Source organism: Nocardioides flavus (ex Wang et al. 2016), from assembly GCF_014653115.1.
Taxonomy (GTDB): Bacteria; Actinomycetota; Actinomycetes; order Propionibacteriales; family Nocardioidaceae; genus Nocardioides; species Nocardioides flavus.
In genome coordinates this window covers 413204-432168 of sequence record NZ_BNAD01000002.1, presented here as the reverse complement: position 1 = coordinate 432168, position 18965 = coordinate 413204, and the positions used below count along the sequence as shown (strand labels likewise).

Genomic DNA, 18965 nt, shown 5'->3' with positions numbered 1-18965 from the left:
CCATGGCACCCCAGATCGCGACGAACACCGAGGTCGGCCTCGAGGAGCTGCTCGACTTCGTACGCCCGCGCCACCGCATGCTGCTGATCACCGAGCGCGCCGACGGCAGCCCGCAGGCCTCTCCCGTCGCCGGTGGCGTCGACGACAGCGGCCGGATCGTCGTTGCGACCTACCCGCAGCGCGCCAAGACCAGGAACGCGCGCCGGCGCCCCGGCGTCTCGGTCGTGGTGCTCTCCGACGACTGGGACGACGCGTGGGTGCAGGTCGACGGCACGTGCGAGGTGCTCGACGCGAGCGACGGTGAGAGCGTGAACCAGGAGGCGCTCGACGCGTTCGTGGAGTACTTCCGCAACATCGCCGGCGAGCACTCCGACTGGGACGAGTACCGCCAGGCCATGGTCGACCAGGGCAAGTCGCTGCTGCGGATCACCCCGACCCGGTGGGGCACGGTCTCGACCGGCGGCTTCCCGCCCGAGGTCGCGGAGCGATGAGCAGCCTGCAGACCACTGCGCGCGAGCCCGCCTGGAAGGGCGCGCTGCTGCTCACCGGCGGCTTCGTGGTCCTGCTGTGGGTGCTGGAGATCTTCGACGCTGCCACCGGCAACCCGCTCGACGCCTACGGCGTGCGGCCGCGCAGCGAGGACGGCCTCGTCGGCATCGCCACCGCCCCGGCGCTGCACTTCGGCTTCGACCACCTCGTCAGCAACACCGTGCCGGTGCTGGTGCTCGGGTTCCTCACGCTGGCCACCGGCATCGCCCGCGGACTGGCCGCCACCGCGATCATCTGGGTCGTCGGCGGGCTCGGCGTCTGGCTGTTCGCGCAGCCCGCCAGCAACCACGCCGGCGCCTCGGTGCTGATCTTCGGCTGGATCGTCTACCTCATCGTGCGCGGCTTCCTCAACAAGCGCACCACCGAGATCTTCATCGGCGTCGCGGTCTTCCTGCTCTACAGCAGCGCCCTGCTCGGCGTCCTGCCCGGCCAGCCGGGCGTCTCGTGGCAGGGACACCTGTTCGGCGCGATCGGCGGCTTCCTCGCCGCGCGCCTGCTGACGACCCGTCGGCGCAGTGAGGCCAGCATCACGTACTGATCAGTAACGAACGCCGGACGTCGCCCCCGCGCCGCTCCTAGCCTGCGGGTCATGCGCGCACCCACCCTCCGCTCCCTCGTCCCGGCGATCCTGCTCGTCCCCGTCCTCACCGCCTGCTCCGGCGGCACGGACAGCGGGGAAGGGAGCGGTACGGCGGCGCAGGCTGCGCAGACCGAGAGCCGGGCGCTGGCCGAGTGGCGTGCCGCGCTGGAGGACGAGCTCGACACCGACACCTTCGACTTCGCCGCGCTGCAGCAGTCCGCGGCCGCCGACTGCGCGCGTACGGACGCCGCGTCCTGGACCGTCGAGCTCGCGCTCAGCGGCGACCTGTCGACCTCCGACCTCACCCGGATCGGGCTCGAGCACGCGTGCGCCGAGGTGGTGCCGGCCTTCGACGAGGCCGTCGCCGCCGTCGAGCAGGCCGCCGACCCGCTCGAGCTGGTCTGCGGACCGGGCGTCGAGCTGCCGGCTGAGGCCGCGCTCAGCGCCGACCTGGTCTGCAGCAACCGCTAGTCCGGCGCCGGGATGGTGTCGGGCAGGTCGCGCACCGGCATCACCACCACGTCGTGGACCTTCCAGTCGAGGTCGCTGAGCACCGACACAGCGGCCTCGAGCTGCTCGAGGGTGGGCGCGCGGCCCGCGACGGGGCGTACGAACGCCTCCACGTGGAACACGTGGCCCTGGTCGCGCACCCGGCTGCGGCTGTCGTCGACCCAGGTCAGGTTGGTGAGGACCTCGTCGACCCGGCGGGTGAGCGGGTGCGGGTGCTCGTCGTCGTACGTCCGCGCGCGCTCGTCCATCAGCGCGGTCGTGGCGTGGCGCAGGTTCGTCCAGCCGTCGTGGACGATCGACAGCGAGATGAGCAGCGCGGCGCTCGAGTCGGCCCACCACAGGCCGAGGCCGATGCCGAGCACGCCGGCGATGGTGCCGGCGGCGGTCATCCAGTCGGCCTTCTGCATGTCGGCGTCGGCGTAGAGCACCTTGTCGTGCAGCGCCTCGGCCAGGGGGAGCTTCATCCGGCCGAGGACGAACGGCCCGATCCCGGTGTAGGTCATCGCCGCGACCATCAGCCAGCCCGCCCAGAACGTCTGGCCGAACAGCTGGACCGTGCCGATCGGCGGGTGCTCGGCGCGCGCGAGGCTCATCGCCGACTCCACCGCGAGCAGCAGGCCGACGGCCAGCAGCGCGACCGCCGCCGTCAGGTGGCCGACGCCGGTCGAGCGGTGGTAGCCGTAGGGGTGGTCGGCGTCGGGACGCCGGTGGCCGAACCGGACAGCGACGAGGAAGGCGAGCGGCGGGACGAGCGCGAGGCTGTCCTCGACCCACGCCGTCTTCATCGCCTGCGAGCTGCCGGCGGTCGCGAAGACGACGGCCACGGCACTGGCCATGTAGACCAGCGTGACCACCTCGAGCCGCTTCGCCCGCCGCAGCGCGTGCGCCTGCTCGGGCGGCAGCTCGGTGTGGCCGAACCGCTGCCCGCCCTCGCCGGGTTCGGCCCCGGGCCTCATCAGCCGCCCCCGTTGTCGTCGAGCCAGCGCTCGAGCCGCGACTGCCACGCGTTCTCGCCCATCGGCACCATCAGCACGTGCGTGCTGACGTACGGCCGGGTCAGGCCGACCTTGTCCACCCAGGCGTTGGTGTCGGTGAACCCACCGACGGCCAGGTCGATCTCGCCCGCCTCGAACAGGCGGACCAGCTCCTCCTCGCCGGCGACGGTCCACTCGACCTCCGCGCCGAGGTCCTCGGCGAAGGCCTCCACCAGCTCCGGCTCGCGGCCGGTGGGATCCCCGGTGGCCACCTCGACCCAGCCGGGCCGGGGCGAGGCGCCGGCCCGTACGACGCCCTCTGTGCGGACCCGGTCGAGCGTGCCGTCGGGGTCGGCGGGGAAGTCGGACGGCAGCAGCCCGCAGCCGCCGAACAGCACGATCGCGGCCACGAGGGGGAGGATCCGGCGCAGCATCAGCCCGGGGACCGCCTGCGCAGCGGACGGGTGGCCGGGCCCTCGAGCACCTCGCCGTCGCGGGTGAACCGCGAGCCGTGCAGGGGGCAGTCCCACGTGTCCTCGGCGTCGTTCCACCTCAGCAGTCCGCCGAGGTGGGTGCACACCCCGACGACGCCGCACTCGTGGGCCTGGGCCGCACCGCCGGTGCCGGGGAGGTGCTCGCGCACCGTCCGGACGGCGCCGGTGACGAGCGAGGCGCCGACGCCGAGGTTGAAGCGGGCCACCTCGGCCACGCCCGACGGATGCGGCAGGCGCCGGTGCAGCACGCCCGCCCACGACGGCTCCGAGCCGAGGATGTCGCCGGAGATGGCGCGCGCGGCGACGACCGCGGTGGCCATGCCCCACTTCTCGTAGCCGGTCGCGACGTGGACCCGCCCGCCACCGCCCGGCAGGTGCCCGACGAAGGGGAGCCCGTCGGGGGTGCGGTAGTCCTGCGCGGACCACGCGTGCGTCTCGGTGACGTCGCGCCAGTGGCTCGCGGTCCACGACCGCAGCGCCTCGACGTGCGCCTGCGCGGAGCGGGTCCGCCCGACCACGTGGCCGCTGCCGCCGACGAGCAGCACCGCGCCGGGGGCGTCGCGCACCGAGCGCGAGTCGCTGCCGGCGGAGAGGTACATGGCGTCGAGGTCCGGGCCGCCGGAGAACGCGAGGGCGTACGAGCGCTGCGGCTCGAGCCGGGCGAAGTGCAGCCCGCGGTCGAGGATCGGTGCGCCCGTGGCCAGCACCACGTGCCGGGCGGTCAGGTCGTGGCCGTCGTCGAGGTGGGCGACCGGGTCGCCCGAGCCCGGGATCGAGGTCGAGACCGACCGGACCCGCCGCCCCTGGTGGATCGTGCCGCCGTGCTCGCGCACCTGCGTGGCGAGCGCGACCAGCACCTCCATCGCGTCGAGCTGTGCCTGGTCGGCCAGCACGGTCGCGCCGACGTGCGGGAACGGCATGTCGAGCCGGTCACGCCACTGCACGGGCAGGCCGAGCTCCTCGGCGACCCGGTGCTCGCGCTCGACGGTGCCGAGCTCGCCGGTCGTCGCGGCGTACGTCACAGCTGCACGCCGCTGGGTGGCCACGCCGTGGTCGTCGCAGAACCGCAGCAGCCACTCCATGCCTTCGCGACTGGCGTCGACGAACGTCCGCGCCGTCGACGCGGACGTGTGGCGGCGGATGCGCGAGAGGTGGGTGCCCTGGAGCAGGGAGACCTTGCCGGTCGTGTGGCCGGTGGTCACCGCGCCGACGTACCGGGCTTCCACGCAGGCCACCCGCAGGCCGGCCCGCGCGAGCAGCAGGGTCGTGGTCAGGCCGGTGAGCCCGGCACCGACCACGACCACGTCCAGCGCGGCATCGGGCAGCTCGTCGTCCGCGACGGGTGCGGAGCGGTCGAGCCAGAGGGACGTACGGTCCGCGGGGCGCCCGGCGCTCACGTGTCGGTGGCGGGGCCGGCGGGCGTCGCGCCGCCCTCGGACTCCCAGCCCTCGTCGCGACCGGCGTCGTGCGCCGGGTCGTCCTCCACGTCGGGGCGGTTGGCCGGGTCGGTGTCGAGGTGCGTCTGCGGGTCGCCCTGGGGGTCGGACTCGTGGGTGCTCATCAGCGTCTCCTCAATGCTCTGTACGGGGGATCGACCTCCCCGTACCCGGATGGCGGGGCGGGATGCGCATGCATCGGAGCGCAAGGGGTACTTGACGCCTGGCGCGAGACCTGCCTGGGCTGACCTCCCGTACGCCGTGCGAGGTGGCCCCGGCGGGTCTCGTACCGTCCGGGTCAGGGCGTGCGGAGCGGTCCGTCCTGGATGCGGTCCAGCAGGTCGCGCGGGCCGTCGTACACCCAGGACGCACCGGCGGACAGGAGACGCTCGGCGCCGGTGCCCCCGCTGCGCAGGCCGATGCACGGCGCGCCCGCGGCCTCGGCGGACAGGGCGTCCCACACCGCGTCGCCGACGACGATGGCCTTGCCGCCGCCGGCCCGCTCGACCGCGAGCTCGACCGCGTCGGGGGCGGGCTTGGTGGCCGCTCCGTCGGAGCCGGTCACGACCGCGGCCAGGTGGCGGCGCACGTCGAGGGGCTCGAGCATCTCGTCGACGAGGTCCGCCTCCGACGAGCTGGCCAGGACGACCCGGTGGCCCTGCCCGGCGAGCGCCTCGACGAGCTCGGAGGCGCCGTCGAGCCCGCAGATGGTCCGCAGGGCGGAGCGGAAGTACTGGTCGTGGAGCTTGCGGACGTCGTCGCCCACCGCGGACTCGGCGGGCTCGCCGGCCACGTGCGCGACGAGGCGGTCGCCGCCCATGCCGATGGACTCGTGGACCCGTACGGCGCTCACGTGCAGCCCGACGTCGCGGAACGCGGCGTGCCAGGCGACGACGTGCTCGTACACGGAGTCGACGAGGGTGCCGTCGAGATCGAGCACGACGACCGGGTGGTGGAGAGGCTGTGCAGTCACGGCCGGCCGTACCCCACGGGGCGGGGTCACATGCACGCCCGCCCGGTCGCCCCGGTGGGTGTGGTGTGGGTGCCGGGCGCAGAGGACGATCGCTGGTTCAGGCAACACGACAGTGATGAGGGGATCGTCATGGAGCTGCTGCCTCAGAGCCGGGAGGCGTTGGACGAGTACGTCACGGCGTCGGTGGACGACGTCGAGGGGCTGCTGCGCGTCATCGAGGGCTGGGCCGTGCGCACGGTGCCCGACTGCGTGGCGCTGAGCGTCACGCTCCTCGACGAGGACCTCACGTTCACCCTCGTCGACCACGAGGCCACGCAGCAGTCCGGCGGCGTGGGTCAGCACGAGCCGGCGGCCGCTGGCCTCCCGCGCACCCAGGTCTACGCCCTCGACGAGGGCGGGTGGGCCCACATGGCCCGCGAGGGCGCGTTCGGCGGGATCGCCAGCACGGTGTCGCTGCCGGTCGTCGAGGACGGCCGCGCCGTGCTGACCATCGACCTGTACGCCTCCACCGCCGACGCGTTCCGCGACCGCATCGACGGCCTGGTCGAGGCGCTCGGGGCGTGGCAGGCCGGGGCGGTGACCAACGCGGACCTGGGGTTCGAGACGCTCCGGCGCGCGGAGATGGCGCCCGCGCGGCTGCGCGAGCAGCGTCTCGTCGACGTGGCCGTCGGGCTGGTCGCGGCCCGGATGGCGATCACGACCGACGACGCCGCGGCGCTGCTGCACGAGTCCGCCGCGCGCGCGGGCGTGACCGTGGCCCAGGCAGCCGGGGTGGCCGGCGTGCTGCTGGCCTGAGGCACTAGCGCACACGGGTGTGCATGTCCCCCGCCCAAGGGGGTACTGCCCGGTCATGCACCGACCTACTGCCCCCGCCTCGCGCCACATCAAGGTGGCGATCATGGAGGAGAGCGAGCTCGTCGTCCACGGCCTCCGCGCCATGCTCGAGCCGCACTCCGCGCTGATCTCCGTCGTGGCCCACCGGGCCGACGGACCGGCGCCCCTCGTGGACCTCACGCTCTACGAACCCCACCGCCGCACCGCCGGCGTACGCCCCGCGCCCCAGCGCTTCCCGACCCGCATGGTCGCCTTCGGCTGGGACTGCAGCCCGGAGGCCGTCTCGACCGAGATGGCGCGCGGCGCCGCCGGGTTCGTCAGCAAGTACCTCCCGTCCCGACGCCTGGTCTGGAACCTGCTCCAGATCGCCGACGGTCGCACGATCGTCGACGCCTGGACTCCTCAGGCCGAGGCGGAGAAGGCGGCCGCCCAGAAGTGGCCCCTCACGCAGCGCGAGACCGAGGTGCTGTCGATGATCGCCGCCGGCAAGGCCAACCGCGAGATCGCCGAGGAGACCAACCTCAGCATCAACTCGGTGAAGTCCTACATCCGCGGCGCCTACTCCAAGATCGAGGTGAGCTCGCGCTCGCAGGCGGTCCTCTGGGCGATCCAGCACGGCCTCCTCATGCCGACCGAGCCCGACCCGGTGCGTGCCACGCTCGCGCGTCAGCCGGTGCAGCCGGTGCGCCAGCCCGTACGCCAGCCGGCCGGCCGCCAGCCGGTGCGCCAGGCCGTCGTCCCGCCGGTGCGTCCCGGGATGCCCGCCGCGCGCTAGTACCCGCCTAGTACTCGGGGTGCCCCTCGACGTCGGCGGGACGGGCCTCGTGCCCCTCCCGCCCGCGGGTGCGGCGCAGCTCCTTCATCTCGGCCTCGAAGACGTGGCGCTGCCCGCCCATGAGCTCGTCGAGGGCGCGCTGGTGCAGGCCCTTGGCGCGGGCGTAGAAGCCGTCGTCGAAGGCCTCGACCATCTGGAACGACCACATGCCGGGGAGCGGGTTCTGGCCGAGGACGTCGCGGTCCATCGCGTCGGCGATGTCGGTGTGCCCGGCCTCGCGGACGAGCTCCTCGGCCTCCTCCAGCGTCGTCTCCGCGCTGCCCATCAGACGGTGGAAGGCGTAGAGGTGGCCGCGGGCGTCCTCGACGTGGTCGAGCGCGGCCGACAGCTTTCCGGTCGCCTCGACGGTGGCGTCGGTGACGCCCTCGGGGCGCTGGTGCTCGGGGGAGGGCTGGTCGCTCATGTGCCGAGCGTCACAGGGACGCGTTGGGCTCCGCCACCTGCGAAGGGGCGGTCTCCTCGCCCGCGGCCCCGGGGAGGCGACGCGTCTCGACCAGCTGCGCGGCGAGGTCGCGCAGCTTGACGTTCTGGTGGGACGAGAGCCGCCGTAGCACGCTGAAGGCACGGTCCTCGTCGAGGCCGTAGCGCTCCATCACGATGCCCATCGCCTGGCCGATCACGGTCCGGGTCTCGATGGCCCCGGCGAGCTGCTCGTCGTTGATCGAGCGGGCCAGTGCGACCGCCGACATCGCCGCGATGGCCTGTCCCTGCACCACGTCGTGCTCGGTGAAGGCCGACGGCGTCCGGGAGTAGACGTTGAGCGCCCCCCACGTGCGGTCCGGCCGGGTGAACAGGCGGAAGCTCAGGCTCGAGCGGATGCCCAGGGCGTCGACCATCGCCCGGCCCCACTCCGGCCACCGCGGGTCGGTGGCGAGGTCGTCGACGACGACCGTCGACTCGTCGCGGATGGCCTCGCGGCACGGCCCCTGGCCGATCGCGTACTGCGACTCGTCGAGCTCGCGCAGCCGCTCGTTGCTCGCCGCAGGCGTACGGATCGCGTCGCGCTCGACGAGCGACACGCCCACGAAGTCGCACGACTCGAAGAACTCCGGGGTGATCTCGACCAGGCGCTCCAGGGTGTGGGGAGGGTCTGACTGGGCGTCGAGGTCGCGCACGGCGTCGGCCAGCTGCTGTCCGAACACGTCGTCGTTGATCACGTACCTCCGAAAGGGTGGATGTCGACCGAGTCCACCGTCCCACTCGGGGCCCGCGGGTGCAACCGACGGGGTCAGCCCTCCACACCGGTGGAGTCGTGGGGTTCGCCGACCGGCTTGCTCTGGGGCGACCCGCGCTGCCGGAGGTAGATGGCGAGCACGGCCATCGTCCCGACCGCCAGGAACTCGCTCTGCCAGTTCTGCAGGGTGCGGGCCCAGAAGTCCGCGTTGGCCAGGTAGGCCGTCCAGACGATCGGGTCCTGCAGCTGCTGGAGCCGGTCCTCGTTGAAGGCCGCCCATCCGGCGACGGACTGGACGACCCACGAGCCCACCACCCCGACCGGCCCTCGCGCACCGCCCGAGGGGCGGATCAGTCGCGGGGGGATGGGTACGGGACCTCGTTGGACGCAGGACACCGATCACGAGAGAGGCACTCGACATGACGACTGCACGAGAGATCATGACGACCGGCGCGCGTTGCGCCTCGGTGGACGACACCGTCACCCAGGCGGCGCGGATGATGCGCGACCTGGGCGTCGGAGCCCTGCCCATCTGTGGTGAGGACAACCGGCTCGCGGGGATGATCACCGACCGCGACATCGTCCTCAACTGCGTCGCGGAGGGGATGGACACCACCACGGTGCGCGTCCAGGACTACGCCGGTGGCGAGGTGGTCACGATCGGCGCCGACGACGACATCCAGGAAGCGCTGGCGACCATGGCCCGTGCCGGAGTCCGCCGCCTGCCGGTCATCGACGGCCATGACCTCGTCGGGATGATCAGCCAGGCCGACATCGCGAAGAACCTGCCCGAGGAGCACGCCGGCCGGCTGGTGGAGGCTATCTCCGAGGCGCCGTCGACCGACTGACCAGCGCGCCGACGATCTCGTCGAGGGCGAGGCTGGTGGCGGCCTGCACCACCTCGGCGGGATCGCCGTCCAGCACCACGTGCTGCGACTCGACGCCGTCGGGCCCGGCCACGGCGAGGTGGACCGTCCCGGGCGGACACCCCTCGTCGGGGCCGGGGCCGCCCACCCCGGTGATGCCCAGCGCGAGGTCGGCGTCGAGGAGGCGGCGTACGCCCACCGCCATCTCGCGGGCGCACCGGTCCGTGACGACAGGGCCGCGGGTCACGCCCAGCACGGAGAACTTCACCTCCGCGTCGTAGGCCACGACGGCGCCGCAGTACCAGTCCGAGGCCGCCTGCCCGCGGCCGAGGACCGCGGAGATCCGTCCGGCGGTCAGCGACTCGGCCAGCGCGATCCGGACGCCGAGCCCCTGCGCGAGCTCCGCGATGCGGTCGGCACGGTCCTCGTCGGTCGTGGTGGACCGGTCCATCAGCACCTCCTGGTCGTCCAGCGGTTCCCCGCGACCGCGGGTCCCATGCGCGGGCGGCGCATGCGCCCCGGGGCGCATGGAGTGGGGCCTGAGGGGCACTGGCACCCCATGAAGGCAGTCACCTGGCAAGGCAAGCTCGACATGCAGGTCACCGACGTCCCGGACGCGAGGATCGAGGAGCCCACCGACGTCGTCATCGAGGTGACGTCGACCGGGCTCTGCGGGTCGGACCTGCACCTCTACGACCCCCTCACCCCGTTCATGACGCCGGGCGACATCGTGGGCCACGAGCCGATGGGCATCGTGCGCGACGTCGGCTCGGCGGTGAGCACGCTCAGCCCCGGTGACCGCGTCGTCGTCCCGTTCAACATCAGCTGCGGCACGTGCTGGATGTGCAGCCGCGGCCTGTACAGCCAGTGCGAGACCACGCAGAACCGCGACACCGGCACCGGTGCCAGCCTCTTCGGCTACAGCAAGCTGTACGGCCAGGTGCCGGGCGGGCAGGCAGAGCTGCTGCGCGTCCCCTTCGGCGACACGCTCCCGATCAAGGTGCAGCACGGGCCGCCCGACGACCGTTTCCTGTTCCTCTCCGACGTGCTGCCGACCGCCTGGCAGGCCGTGGAGTACGCCGACGTCGAGGACGGCGGCACGCTGCTGGTCATCGGCGCCGGACCGATCGGCGACATGGCCGCGCGCATCGGCATGCACCGCGGGCTGCGGGTGATCGCGGTCGACTCCGTGCGCGAGCGGCTCGCCCGCGTCCACGGCCGCGGCGCGGAGACGATCGACTTCACCGAGGTCGACGGTGTCGGCGACGCCGTGCGCGAGCTGACCGACGGCCGCGGCGCCGACGCCGTGATCGACGCCGTCGGGATGGAGGCGCACGGCAGCCCGGTCGCCGAGACCGCGCAGAAGGCGCTGGGGCTGCTGCCCAAGAAGGTGCAGGAGAAGGTCATGCTCAACGTCGGCGCCGACCGGCTCGCCGCGCTGCTCAGCGGCATCGACGCGGTGCGTCGCGGCGGCACGATCAGCATCTCCGGCGTCTACGGCGCCCCGACGGACCCGCTGCCCATGTTCGAGCTGTTCGACAAGCAGGTCCAGATCCGGATGGGCCAAGCCAACGTGCGCCGGTGGAGCGACGACATCCTCGCCCTGCTGGAGGAGGAGGACGACCACCTCGGCGTGGAGTCCTTCGCCACCCACCACCTGCCGCTCGACGACGCCCCCGAGGCGTACAAGAAGTTCCGCGACAAGGAGGACGGCATGGTCAAGGTGGTGTTCCGGCCATGAGGCTGCCCAAGCCGCGCGGCCCGCTGAGCGAGTGGCTGGTCGCGCGCCTGGCAGGCGCGGGCGTGACGGGTGCAGCGCCCGACGCCGGCTCGTGGGACGACGAGTGCCTCTCCCTGTGGACGCTGCACGAGCTGTCCTTCCGCGGCTTCGAGGACGGCGACGACCGCGCCGAGTGGGACCCGGCCCTGCTCGGCGTGCGCCACGAGCTCGAGACCGCGCTCGAGGGGCGGCTGCGCGCCCGCTGGACCCGTACGGACCGCGCGGGCGCCGTCGCGCCGCACGAGGTGCCGGCGGCGCTCGAGGCGTTGGTCGCCGCGGACGACGGGCCGTCGATCGCCGACCACGTGCGCCGCCACGCCGACCGGGACCAGGTGCTGGAGCTGCTCCGGCAGCGCTCGGTCTACCACCTCAAGGAGTCCGACCCGTCGGCCTTCGTGGTGCCGCGGCTTCCGGTGCGGGCCAAGGCCGCGCTGATGGCGCTGCAGTTCGACGAGTACGGCGACGGCGACCCCAACCGGCTGCACTCCCACCTCTTCGCCCGCGGCCTCGAGGCCGTCGGGCTGCGGGCCGAGTACGGCGCGTACGTCGACGACGCGATGACCGAGAACCTCGAGATGAACAACGCCGGGTCCCTGTTCGGCCTGCACCGGCGCCTGCGGGGCGCGGCGATGGGGCACCTCGCGGCGTTCGAGATGACCAGCTCGCTGCCCTCGCGCAAGATGGTGCAGGGCCTCGACCGGCTCGGCCTGGCCGGCCCGATGTCGGACTACTACGACGAGCACGTCGAGGCCGACGCGATCCACGAGCACCTCGCCCTGCGCGACATCTGCGGGACCCTCGCCGAGGACGAGCCCGACCAGGCAGGCGAGATCCTCTTCGGCGCCTGGACCTGCCTCGACGTCGAGGCCCGGTTCGCCACCGCGTTCCTCTCGGGGTCGGAGGTCGCGTGAGCGCGCCCGAGTTCGACCACCCCGACGTCGTGCTGGTGCCGCACGGCCCGATGCTGCTGCGCGGCGTGGGGTCTGTGCAGGACGCCGACGGGACGGTCCACCCGGTCGAGCGGCCGGTCGTCGCGCTCTGCCGGTGCGAGAAGTCGAGTCGGCTGCCCTGGTGCGACGGGACCCACAAGGTCATCCCGCGCTGAGGGCCGCACGGGCTCAGGCGCGGTCGATGCGCACGAGCGCCCCGCGCTCCTCCTGCCGCACCTCGACCATCGCCAGGCGGCCCTCGGCGAAGCAGGGCTCGCCGCGCAGCAGGTCGGCCTGCTCGGGGGTGCCGATCTGGAGCACGGCCGAGCCGCCCGGCGCGAGGTGGGCGTCGACGACGGCGAGGCAGGCGCGCGCCACGTCGAGGCCGTCGTCGCCGCCGTCGATCGCGGTCAGCGGGTCCTCGGGGAAGCGGCCGGTCTGCGCGCGCGGGACCCACGGCGGGTCGGCGATGATCACGGGGAACGTCTCGTCGTCGCCGACGACCTCCTCCAGCCGGCCCTCGCGCACCTCGACGAGGTGGGCGAGACCGGCGCTGAGGGCGTTGGCGCGGGCGTAGTCGCAGGCCACCCCGTTGGCGTCCACGCAGACCAGGCGGCGGCCCGACGACGCGACCGCCAGCAGGCCGATGTGCCCGGCGCCCGAGCACAGCTCGAGCACCGCCCCGCCCGGGGCGGTCGTCATCAGCTCGGCGGCCCACTCCGACTGGGCGGCCGTCCACTCCCGCGGCCGCAGCACGCGGTCGTCGAAGGCGATGGTCAGCGAACCGAAGGTCAGGTGCTCGGTCACGCGGGGGTCCTTCCCGTGAGGGGGTGGCGCAGGCGGTCCGTACGGTGCTGCCAGATCGCGGCCCGGGCGGCGTTGGCCCCGGCCGCGCCGTGGACGCCGCCACCCGGGTGGGCGGAGGCGGAGGCGAGGAACAGGCCGGGCAGGCCGGTGGCGGCGCGCCCGCGCATGGCGGGGACGGGGCGGAAGAACAGCTCCTGGTGCAGCTGGGACGTGCCGCCGTTGACGGCGCCGCCGACGAGGTTGGCGTTGCGCGCCTCGAGCTCGTGCGGGCCGAGCACGCGCCGGGACAGCACGAGGTCGCCGAAGCCGGGCGCCCGTGCCTCGATGCGCGCCTGCACCCGGTCGGCGAAGCGCTCGCAGTCGTCGTGGCCCCAGGTCCCGTCCACCTCGCCGCCGGCGTCGCCGCGGGTCGCGCCGGGCTGCGGGACGTGGGTGTAGGCCCAGAACGACTCGGTGCCGGCCGGCGAGCGGGTCGGGTCGCTGGTGGTCATCTGGCCGGTCAGCAGGAAGGGGCGGTCCGGCACGACCCCCGACGCGACCTGTGCGAGCGTCTGCGTCACCTCCTCGACCGAGTCCCCGACGTGCACGGTCCCCGGCGCGTGCTCGGGCGCGTTGGTCCACGGGACAGGGCCCGAGAGCGCCCAGTCGACCTTCACGGTGCCGGGGTCGAGCTCGAAGTCGCGCATCCCGCGGACCACGCCCGCGGGCAGGTGCTCCTCGGCGACGAGGCGGCCGAACAGGCGGGTGGCCGAGACGTCGGCCAGCACGGCGCGCGCGGCGTACGACTCGCCGTCGCGGGTGCGTACGCCGACCGCGCGCCCGCCGCGGACGTCGACCCGCGTCACCTCGGCGCCGGTCACCACCTCGACGCCGCGGCTCGTGGCACGCGCGACGAGGGCGTCGGTGAGTCCCTGGGCGCCGCCGCGCGGGACCGGGAAGCCGACGGTCTGGCCGAGCATCGACATCAGCACGCCGAAGACGCCGGAGCCGGGGGAGTCGAGAGGGAAGTCGGCGTGCCCGGCGTTGCCGGCGAGCAGCAGCCGGGCGGCCGGCCCGGCGAACAGCTCGCGACCGAGGGACGCGACGGGGGTGGCGAGGCGGCGTACGGTGTCGAGCCCGCCGGAGCGCGCGATCGCCGGCAGCAGCCGGGCGCCGGCGCGCACGGGAGGGAACGGCGAGGTGAGCCCGTCGACCAGGGACCCGCCGATGCGGTCCCACAGCTGGCACAGGTCGAGCCAGGCGTCGCCGTCGCCGGCGTGCAGGGCGTCGAGCCCCGCGGCCGTCGCAGCGCGGTCGCGGTGCAGCACCGCCCACTCGCCGTCGCCGAACGGGTGCCCGAGCACTGCGGGGGCGTGCTCCCAGACCAGCCCGTGGTCCTCGAGGCGCAGCGAGGTCATCGCGTGCGAGGCCACGGCAAGGGGGTAGAAGGCGCTGAAGGTGTCGTGCACGAAGTCGGGGTGCACCTCGCGGTCGCTGCGCACCGCCCCGCCCGGGGTCGGCTGGGCCTCGAGCACCAGCACCCGCCAGCCGGCGTCGGCGAGGACGTTGGCGGCGACGAGACCGTTGGGCCCGGCGCCCACCACGACCGCGTCGTGGGCACCGCTCACCGGGTGCGGCCCTCCACCACGAACGCCAGGCGGCGCAGGGCCTCCACGTTGCGCGCGTGCAGCTGCACGTCGCGCAGGGGCTTGGGGACCAGCAGGCCCGGACCGGCGGTCGCGTCCTCGACCATCGTGACGACGGTGGAGCCGTTGCTGGGGCTCAGCGTGATCTCCACGTGGGCCTGGCCCGCGGGCCAGCCGCGGGCGAGCAGCAGCAGCCGCCGGCCGTCCTCGACCTCGAGGACCTCGGTGGTGTCGTCGATCAGCAGCGGCCAGCTGCCCACGCTGTGGTGCAGACGCGAGCCCACCGCGGGCCACGTGTCGTCGACCTCGCGCATGCGCGAGGCGCCCACCACGAACAGGGGGTAGAGCCAGCCGTCGGACAACACCTCCCACACCTGCTCCGGGGTGGCGGCGATCGGACGGCTCGTGGTGCTCACGCGATGCTCTCCTTCGGGTCGTCGGTGGTGCTCTCCCGCACCCAGTGCCCATTCAGGCGCCGGACGAGTCCTCGGCGCTCGAACTCCTCCAGCCAACCGGTCATCGGCCACTCGCCCCACCGCTCGTGGAAGACGCGACCGTTGCGCAGGATGTCGTCGAGGTGCTCCACCGGGGGGCTGCTGACCGGGTGGTGCTGGTGGAAGGCGCGTGCCCCGCCGACCCAGCCGAGACCGATGCCGAGGGCGACGGCCGTACGGCCCAGGTCGGTGTCCTCGCCGCCGTAGCCGACGTAGTCCTCGCAGAAGCCGCCGAGGTGGCGCCACGTGGGCGCGTCGACGGCGAAGGACAGCGACCAGAACAGGTCCGGGTCACCTGCGTGGACCAGCTCGCCCGGCTCGGGGCGGGGACGCGCGGGGTGGGGGTCGTCCCACGCGGCGAGGTCGGCGGGGTCCTCGGGATAGCCCTCCGCAGGCGGCGGGGGCAGATAGGTCACCGGCCCCGACCAGATCCACCCCGGGCGCGCGGTGACGACCTCCGCGTACGCCGCGACGAGGCGCTCACCGGCCAGGCAGTCGACGTCGAGGAGCACCACCACGTCTGCGCCGCGGTCGAGGGCCGTACGGACACCCAGGTTGCGCGCGGACGCGAGCGGGAGCGCGCCCCCGCGGGCGCGCGGGAGGTGGACGACCTCGCGGGCCAACGCGCCGACGTGCTCCTCGACGATGCCGGGGTCGTCCATCGCCACCACGAGGTAGGTGTCGGGGAGCGCGGACCCACGCGCCAGCGAGCGGTGCTGCCCCGCGAGGTGGTCGTGGCGGCCGTGGGCGATGGTCACGACCGCGACGTGGGGCGGGGCGCCGCTCACGCGACGCTCCGGTCGAGGACGCGCGCGCGGGTCTCGAGGACGACCCCGGCGAAACGGTCGGCGGCCCACCCGTCGCACCACTGGGTCCAGCGCCGCGCGTCGAGCGCGGCTGCGCGGTCGAGCAGCTCGGGCCACTCGTGGGCGGCGGGCCAGGCCGCGCGGACCACGGCGGGCCAGCCGTCGGCGAGGACGTCGCCGGTGGTGCGCTGCTCGGCGTGCGGGCGCCGCTGCGGCAGGACCACTGCGGGGCGGCCGGCGGCCGCGGTCTCGGCGAGCGCGTTCTGGCCGGCGTGGGTGACCACGACGTCGGCCGCCGCGAGCACGGCGGACGGGTCGTCGACCCAGGTCTCGCGGTCGGCGCCGAGCACGTGCCACTGCCAGCCGGGGGTGGCCTCGCGGGCCACGCGCACGTCGTCGGCGCTGACGTCGTGGCCGCCCGAGCCGAGCAGGAGCGCGACGCTGCGCGGTCCCGGTCGCGGGCCGGTGGGCACTCGGGTGCGGCGCGCGGGCCGTACGGGGTGGCGCGAGAGCGCACCCACCGGAACGAGCCGGTCGTGCACGTCGCCGGGGAGCCCGGGCGTCATGCCGAGCGGGGCCTCGTGGGCGGCGCGGGGCCAGAACCCCACGAGTGCCTCGGCGATCCCGAGCCCCAGGAGGTGGGCCGGGTCGTCGCGCCGGCCGGGCAGCACGACCCCGACGGCGGGGACGCCGTGCAGCCGGGCCAGCAGCAGCACCTCGACGGACACGTCCACCACCAGCAGGTCGGGCGCGGCGGAGGCGAGCCACGCCGAGATGGCTGCCGCCCGGGCGCGCGTGCCGTCGTGGCCCAGCGGAGCCCAGTGCAGGTGGCCGCGTGCGGTGACCTCGCGCGGGTCGCCGTCGTCGTCGGACGGCAGCTGGACCCACTCGCCCGACCAGGTCCGCGGGCGAGGCAGGGACGACAGGCCGGTCACGGACGTGCCGTCCTCGGCCAGCCGGGCGGCGAGCACCTCGGCCCGGTGCCGGTGGCCGCTGCCGACGTGGTGGACGTAGTAGCCGACGAGGCCCGTCATGCCGCGTCGTCCTGACGGGCGAGCCGGGTGTAGAGGTCGAGGTAGCGCTCGACCATCGCGTCGGCGCTGCAGGTGCGCTCCGCATGGGCGCGCACCGCCCGCCGGTCGAGCCGGGAGGCGGCCACCACCGCGTCGGCGAGGGCGGGCACGTCGCCGGCCGCGACGAGGACGCCGGAGGCCGGGGAGACGACCTGGTTGAGGCCGCCCCGGGAGAAGCCCGCGACGGGGGTGCCGCTCGCCAGCGCCTCGGCGGCGACCAGGCCGTAGGGCTCGTCCCACACGGGCGTCACCAGGGCGACGCTCGCCGTGCGGAGCAGGGCGGAGAGCTCGCGGCGACCGAGGTGGCCGACGTGGCGGGCGTCGTCGCCCAGCAGGGGGGCGACCTCGCGGTCGAAGTAGGCCTGGTCCTGCACCGGCCCGGCGAGCACGAGGGGCACCCCGGCCAGGCGGCACGCCTCGACGGCGAGGTGCGGTGCCTTCTCCGGGACGATGCGTCCCGACCAGACGGAAGGACCGCCGCCCTCGCCGACGGGCCAGTCGTCCAGCTCGAGCCCGTTGAGGACCACGTCGCTGTCGACCACGTGGCGCCACGCGTGGGCGGTCCACTCGCTCACCGAGACGAAGTGGGGCGGGCGCGGGCACAGCGCGAGCGCCGACTCGAGCATCGGCAGCGGCGGCGTGTGCAGCGTGGTCAGCATCGGGACGTCGAGCGCCGGCGCCATCGCGACCGGCAGGTGGTGGAGGCTGTTGTTGTGCACCACGTCGTAGTCCTCGGCGCCGGTGCGCGCGAGCGAGAGCATGAGCGCGAGGTAGGCGTGGTGGTCGGCGATCCAGTCGGGGCCGGGGGCGAACTTGTCCGCCATCGCGGCCCGGCTGACCGCGACGGACGACAGCGGCAGCACCCGCACCGGCAGCGAGGTGTCGGACCCGGCGCCGGCGAAGAGCGTGACCTCGTGCCCGCGGGCGGCCAGCCCGCGCGCGATGGTGGCGGTCATGGACTCCAGCCCCCCGGCGAACGGCTCGCGGATGGGATAGCGGTTGGAGGCGATGAGGCAGACCCTCACCGCCCTACCCCCGGGGCTCCCTCGGCCAGCGCGGCGTACACCCGTGCGTGCGCGGCGGCGACCTGCGCCCGCTGGATGCGCCGCTCCTCGACCGAGGGCGTGGGTGCGACGTGCCCGGCGTACGCCCGGCGCACCGCGGCGGCCAGGCTGTCGGCGTCGAGGTGGCGCTCGTCGTGGCCGTAGGTCAGCACGGGCGCCTGGTCGGCGAAGTAGCCGCAGGACGGCGCCACGACGGCCGTGCCGAGGTCGCGGCAGGCCTCCAGCCAGCCGCTGTGGGTGCCGAACCGGTAGGGCAGCACCGACACGTCGAGCGAGGCGAGGTAGTCCCACAGGCCGTCGTCGTCGAGGTAGTCGTGGATGCGAAGGTCGACCTCGCCGCGGGCGGCGTGGTCGTGCAGCGCCTCGGTGAGGGCGGGGTCGTGCCGCGTGCCCCCCGGGCTCAGCACGTCGGTGTGCCCGTTGACCTGCAGCACCGCGCCGGGCAGGTCGCGCAGGGTGTCGACGAGGACCGGCAGCAGCGGGTGCGGGTGCATCCCGGCGCGGAGGCTCTTCACGTGCAGGCCCACCCGGAACTCGCGGTCCCGCGGGCCGCGGCGCCGGACCTCGCGCATCGCGGCGGCCCTGCGCATCACGTCCAGCGGCACGACGTGCGGGTGCGGGACGACCAGCGCGTCGCGTCCCCACCGGTCCCGGATCTCCGCGGCGGCCCCGCGGGTGAGGGTGATGAGGGCGTCCGCGGCCGGCACCAGCACGTCGAGCTGACGGTCGTGCTCGCGGCGGTCGGGGTGGTGCGGGTTGCGCAGGTCGTGGACGGTGAACACGAGCGGCTTGCCCCGCCGGCGCAGTGCCGCGACGAGCTCCCGCAGGTCCTCGGGGCTGCGGGCGTCGAACCCGAAGTGGACGTGGAACACGTCGAAGTCGTTGGCCTCGACCCACGCGGCGTCGAGCATGACCGGCGGCCACCACTGCTGGGAGGCCGCCGCCTGCGCGGGCGGCGGGTCCGGCAGGCGTACGGGCCCGGACCCGTCCTCGGGCGACAGGTGCCGGACGTAGACGTGGTCGGCGGGCACCGAGGCGACGACGAGGCGTCGGGCCCGGGGGCGGGGTACGGGGGGCGCGGTGGGGGCGCCGGTCACGTCCGAGGTGGTCACGCGCAGAGGTACCCGCGGGCGCCCACGTCATGCGTGAGATAAATTCCTCC

General features: G+C 74.4%; 25 protein-coding genes. 9 read left to right on the top strand and 16 right to left on the bottom strand.

Annotated features, from left to right (window positions below):
- Nucleotides 1-2 precede the first annotated feature (2 nt).
- Genes IE200_RS06580 through IE200_RS06570 form a run of 3 tightly spaced genes read left to right on the top strand, consistent with a single transcriptional unit; the run spans nt 3 to nt 1600 of the window.
- On the top strand, nt 3-491 hold the full coding sequence (locus IE200_RS06580) for a PPOX class F420-dependent oxidoreductase (RefSeq protein WP_191278576.1): 489 nt from the start codon (nt 3-5) through the stop codon (nt 489-491).
- Nucleotides 488-1087: a rhomboid family intramembrane serine protease gene (locus tag IE200_RS06575; RefSeq protein ID WP_191278575.1), complete on the top strand. Its 600-nt coding sequence runs from the start codon at nt 488-490 to the stop codon at nt 1085-1087. The genes IE200_RS06580 and IE200_RS06575 overlap by 4 nt, the downstream gene beginning before the upstream one ends.
- Before the next feature lie 51 nt (nt 1088-1138).
- A complete protein-coding gene (locus IE200_RS06570) occupies nt 1139-1600 on the top strand; it encodes a hypothetical protein (protein WP_191278574.1) in 462 nt (153 codons plus the stop codon).
- Here the strand turns inward: IE200_RS06570 and IE200_RS06565 are convergent.
- The 5 genes from IE200_RS06565 to IE200_RS06545 all read right to left on the bottom strand — a co-directional run bounded on the left by IE200_RS06565 (nt 1597) and on the right by IE200_RS06545 (nt 5516).
- Entirely contained in the window at nt 1597-2595 is a 999-nt protein-coding gene (locus tag IE200_RS06565; RefSeq protein WP_191278573.1) for a cation transporter, read from the bottom strand. The genes IE200_RS06570 and IE200_RS06565 overlap by 4 nt on opposite strands.
- Nucleotides 2595-3023, bottom strand: a complete 429-nt coding sequence (locus tag IE200_RS06560; RefSeq protein ID WP_229856193.1) for a transporter substrate-binding domain-containing protein — start codon at nt 3021-3023, stop codon at nt 2595-2597. Before IE200_RS06560 ends, IE200_RS06565 begins: the two co-directional genes overlap by 1 nt.
- A gap of 23 nt (nt 3024-3046) precedes the next feature.
- Nucleotides 3047-4504: an FAD-dependent oxidoreductase gene (locus tag IE200_RS06555; protein ID WP_191278571.1), complete on the bottom strand. Its 1458-nt coding sequence runs from the start codon at nt 4502-4504 to the stop codon at nt 3047-3049.
- Nucleotides 4501-4668 carry a hypothetical protein gene (locus tag IE200_RS06550; protein ID WP_191278570.1) on the bottom strand — a complete coding sequence of 56 codons (168 nt, stop codon included), beginning with the start codon at nt 4666-4668 and terminating at the stop codon, nt 4501-4503. The genes IE200_RS06555 and IE200_RS06550 overlap by 4 nt, the downstream gene beginning before the upstream one ends.
- A gap of 173 nt (nt 4669-4841) precedes the next feature.
- Nucleotides 4842-5516 (bottom strand): HAD family hydrolase, encoded by a 675-nt coding sequence (locus tag IE200_RS06545; protein ID WP_191278569.1) that lies wholly within the window; start codon nt 5514-5516, stop codon nt 4842-4844.
- Between the two features lie 129 nt (nt 5517-5645).
- Here IE200_RS06545 and IE200_RS06540 point away from each other — a divergent pair, with 129 nt between their 5' ends.
- Both IE200_RS06540 and IE200_RS06535 read left to right on the top strand, forming a co-directional pair.
- A complete protein-coding gene (locus IE200_RS06540; RefSeq protein WP_191278568.1) occupies nt 5646-6311 on the top strand; it encodes an ANTAR domain-containing protein in 666 nt (221 codons plus the stop codon).
- A 55-nt stretch (nt 6312-6366) separates the two neighbouring features.
- Nucleotides 6367-7125 carry a helix-turn-helix transcriptional regulator gene (locus IE200_RS06535; RefSeq protein ID WP_191278567.1) on the top strand — a complete coding sequence of 253 codons (759 nt, stop codon included), beginning with the start codon at nt 6367-6369 and terminating at the stop codon, nt 7123-7125.
- 7 nt (nt 7126-7132) lie between these two features.
- Here the strand turns inward: IE200_RS06535 and IE200_RS06530 are convergent, their stop codons facing one another.
- The 3 genes from IE200_RS06530 to IE200_RS06520 all read right to left on the bottom strand — a co-directional run bounded on the left by IE200_RS06530 (nt 7133) and on the right by IE200_RS06520 (nt 8674).
- Nucleotides 7133-7588, bottom strand: coding sequence for a hypothetical protein (locus IE200_RS06530; RefSeq protein WP_191278566.1), 456 nt, complete (start codon nt 7586-7588; stop codon nt 7133-7135).
- A 10-nt stretch (nt 7589-7598) separates the two neighbouring features.
- On the bottom strand, nt 7599-8342 hold the full coding sequence (locus IE200_RS06525) for a GAF and ANTAR domain-containing protein (protein ID WP_191278565.1): 744 nt from the start codon (nt 8340-8342) through the stop codon (nt 7599-7601).
- Between the two features lie 71 nt (nt 8343-8413).
- Nucleotides 8414-8674 carry a DUF6766 family protein gene (locus IE200_RS06520; protein ID WP_229856192.1) on the bottom strand — a complete coding sequence of 87 codons (261 nt, stop codon included), beginning with the start codon at nt 8672-8674 and terminating at the stop codon, nt 8414-8416.
- A 104-nt stretch (nt 8675-8778) separates the two neighbouring features.
- Here IE200_RS06520 and IE200_RS06515 point away from each other — a divergent pair, with 104 nt between their 5' ends.
- On the top strand, nt 8779-9207 hold the full coding sequence (locus IE200_RS06515) for a CBS domain-containing protein (protein WP_191278564.1): 429 nt from the start codon (nt 8779-8781) through the stop codon (nt 9205-9207).
- Here IE200_RS06515 and IE200_RS06510 read toward each other — a convergent pair.
- Nucleotides 9179-9676, bottom strand: a complete 498-nt coding sequence (locus tag IE200_RS06510) for a CinA family protein (protein WP_191278563.1) — start codon at nt 9674-9676, stop codon at nt 9179-9181. The genes IE200_RS06515 and IE200_RS06510 overlap by 29 nt on opposite strands.
- A gap of 108 nt (nt 9677-9784) precedes the next feature.
- Between IE200_RS06510 and IE200_RS06505 the strand changes: the two genes are divergently transcribed.
- The 3 genes from IE200_RS06505 to IE200_RS06495 are packed head-to-tail and all read left to right on the top strand — an operon-like array spanning nt 9785 to nt 12110.
- Complete coding sequence (locus tag IE200_RS06505; protein WP_191278562.1) at nt 9785-10966, top strand: zinc-dependent alcohol dehydrogenase; 1182 nt, start codon at nt 9785-9787, stop codon at nt 10964-10966.
- Nucleotides 10963-11916: an iron-containing redox enzyme family protein gene (locus tag IE200_RS06500; protein ID WP_191278561.1), complete on the top strand. Its 954-nt coding sequence runs from the start codon at nt 10963-10965 to the stop codon at nt 11914-11916. Before IE200_RS06505 ends, IE200_RS06500 begins: the two co-directional genes overlap by 4 nt.
- Nucleotides 11913-12110 (top strand): CDGSH iron-sulfur domain-containing protein, encoded by a 198-nt coding sequence (locus IE200_RS06495; protein ID WP_229856191.1) that lies wholly within the window; start codon nt 11913-11915, stop codon nt 12108-12110. The genes IE200_RS06500 and IE200_RS06495 overlap by 4 nt, the downstream gene beginning before the upstream one ends.
- 13 nt (nt 12111-12123) lie before the next feature.
- Here the strand turns inward: IE200_RS06495 and IE200_RS06490 are convergent, their stop codons facing one another.
- The 7 genes from IE200_RS06490 to IE200_RS06460 are packed head-to-tail and all read right to left on the bottom strand — an operon-like array spanning nt 12124 to nt 18915.
- Nucleotides 12124-12741, bottom strand: a complete 618-nt coding sequence (locus IE200_RS06490; RefSeq protein ID WP_191278560.1) for a methyltransferase — start codon at nt 12739-12741, stop codon at nt 12124-12126.
- The gene (locus IE200_RS06485) at nt 12738-14348 is read right to left on the bottom strand and encodes a phytoene desaturase family protein (RefSeq protein ID WP_191278559.1); all 1611 of its coding nucleotides are present in this window, start codon (nt 14346-14348) and stop codon (nt 12738-12740) included. The genes IE200_RS06490 and IE200_RS06485 overlap by 4 nt, the downstream gene beginning before the upstream one ends.
- Entirely contained in the window at nt 14345-14782 is a 438-nt protein-coding gene (locus IE200_RS06480; protein ID WP_191278558.1) for an SRPBCC family protein, read from the bottom strand. Before IE200_RS06480 ends, IE200_RS06485 begins: the two co-directional genes overlap by 4 nt.
- Nucleotides 14779-15648 (bottom strand): glycosyltransferase family 2 protein, encoded by an 870-nt coding sequence (locus IE200_RS06475; protein WP_191278557.1) that lies wholly within the window; start codon nt 15646-15648, stop codon nt 14779-14781. The genes IE200_RS06480 and IE200_RS06475 overlap by 4 nt, the downstream gene beginning before the upstream one ends.
- Nucleotides 15645-16700, bottom strand: coding sequence for a glycosyltransferase (locus tag IE200_RS06470; protein WP_191278556.1), 1056 nt, complete (start codon nt 16698-16700; stop codon nt 15645-15647). Before IE200_RS06470 ends, IE200_RS06475 begins: the two co-directional genes overlap by 4 nt.
- A complete protein-coding gene (locus tag IE200_RS06465; protein ID WP_229856190.1) occupies nt 16697-17764 on the bottom strand; it encodes a glycosyltransferase in 1068 nt (355 codons plus the stop codon). Before IE200_RS06465 ends, IE200_RS06470 begins: the two co-directional genes overlap by 4 nt.
- Nucleotides 17761-18915 carry a glycosyltransferase gene (locus IE200_RS06460; RefSeq protein ID WP_229856189.1) on the bottom strand — a complete coding sequence of 385 codons (1155 nt, stop codon included), beginning with the start codon at nt 18913-18915 and terminating at the stop codon, nt 17761-17763. Before IE200_RS06460 ends, IE200_RS06465 begins: the two co-directional genes overlap by 4 nt.
- Nucleotides 18916-18965 lie beyond the last annotated feature (50 nt).

Excerpts from the sequence above, each read along its gene's own strand:
- IE200_RS06580 (WP_191278576.1), top strand. The coding sequence starts at position 3 with ATGGCACCCCAGATCGCGACGAACACCGAGGTCGGCCTCGAGGAGCTG.
- IE200_RS06575 (WP_191278575.1), top strand. The coding sequence starts at position 488 with ATGAGCAGCCTGCAGACCACTGCGCGCGAGCCCGCCTGGAAGGGCGCG.
- IE200_RS06570 (WP_191278574.1), top strand. The coding sequence starts at position 1,139 with ATGCGCGCACCCACCCTCCGCTCCCTCGTCCCGGCGATCCTGCTCGTC.
- IE200_RS06565 (WP_191278573.1), bottom strand. The coding sequence starts at position 2,595 with ATGAGGCCCGGGGCCGAACCCGGCGAGGGCGGGCAGCGGTTCGGCCAC.
- IE200_RS06550 (WP_191278570.1), bottom strand. The coding sequence starts at position 4,668 with ATGAGCACCCACGAGTCCGACCCCCAGGGCGACCCGCAGACGCACCTC.
- IE200_RS06540 (WP_191278568.1), top strand. The coding sequence starts at position 5,646 with ATGGAGCTGCTGCCTCAGAGCCGGGAGGCGTTGGACGAGTACGTCACG.
- IE200_RS06535 (WP_191278567.1), top strand. The coding sequence starts at position 6,367 with ATGCACCGACCTACTGCCCCCGCCTCGCGCCACATCAAGGTGGCGATC.
- IE200_RS06530 (WP_191278566.1), bottom strand. The coding sequence starts at position 7,588 with ATGAGCGACCAGCCCTCCCCCGAGCACCAGCGCCCCGAGGGCGTCACC.
- IE200_RS06515 (WP_191278564.1), top strand. The coding sequence starts at position 8,779 with ATGACGACTGCACGAGAGATCATGACGACCGGCGCGCGTTGCGCCTCG.
- IE200_RS06510 (WP_191278563.1), bottom strand. The coding sequence starts at position 9,676 with ATGGACCGGTCCACCACGACCGACGAGGACCGTGCCGACCGCATCGCG.
- IE200_RS06505 (WP_191278562.1), top strand. The coding sequence starts at position 9,785 with ATGAAGGCAGTCACCTGGCAAGGCAAGCTCGACATGCAGGTCACCGAC.
- IE200_RS06500 (WP_191278561.1), top strand. The coding sequence starts at position 10,963 with ATGAGGCTGCCCAAGCCGCGCGGCCCGCTGAGCGAGTGGCTGGTCGCG.
- IE200_RS06470 (WP_191278556.1), bottom strand. The coding sequence starts at position 16,700 with ATGACGGGCCTCGTCGGCTACTACGTCCACCACGTCGGCAGCGGCCAC.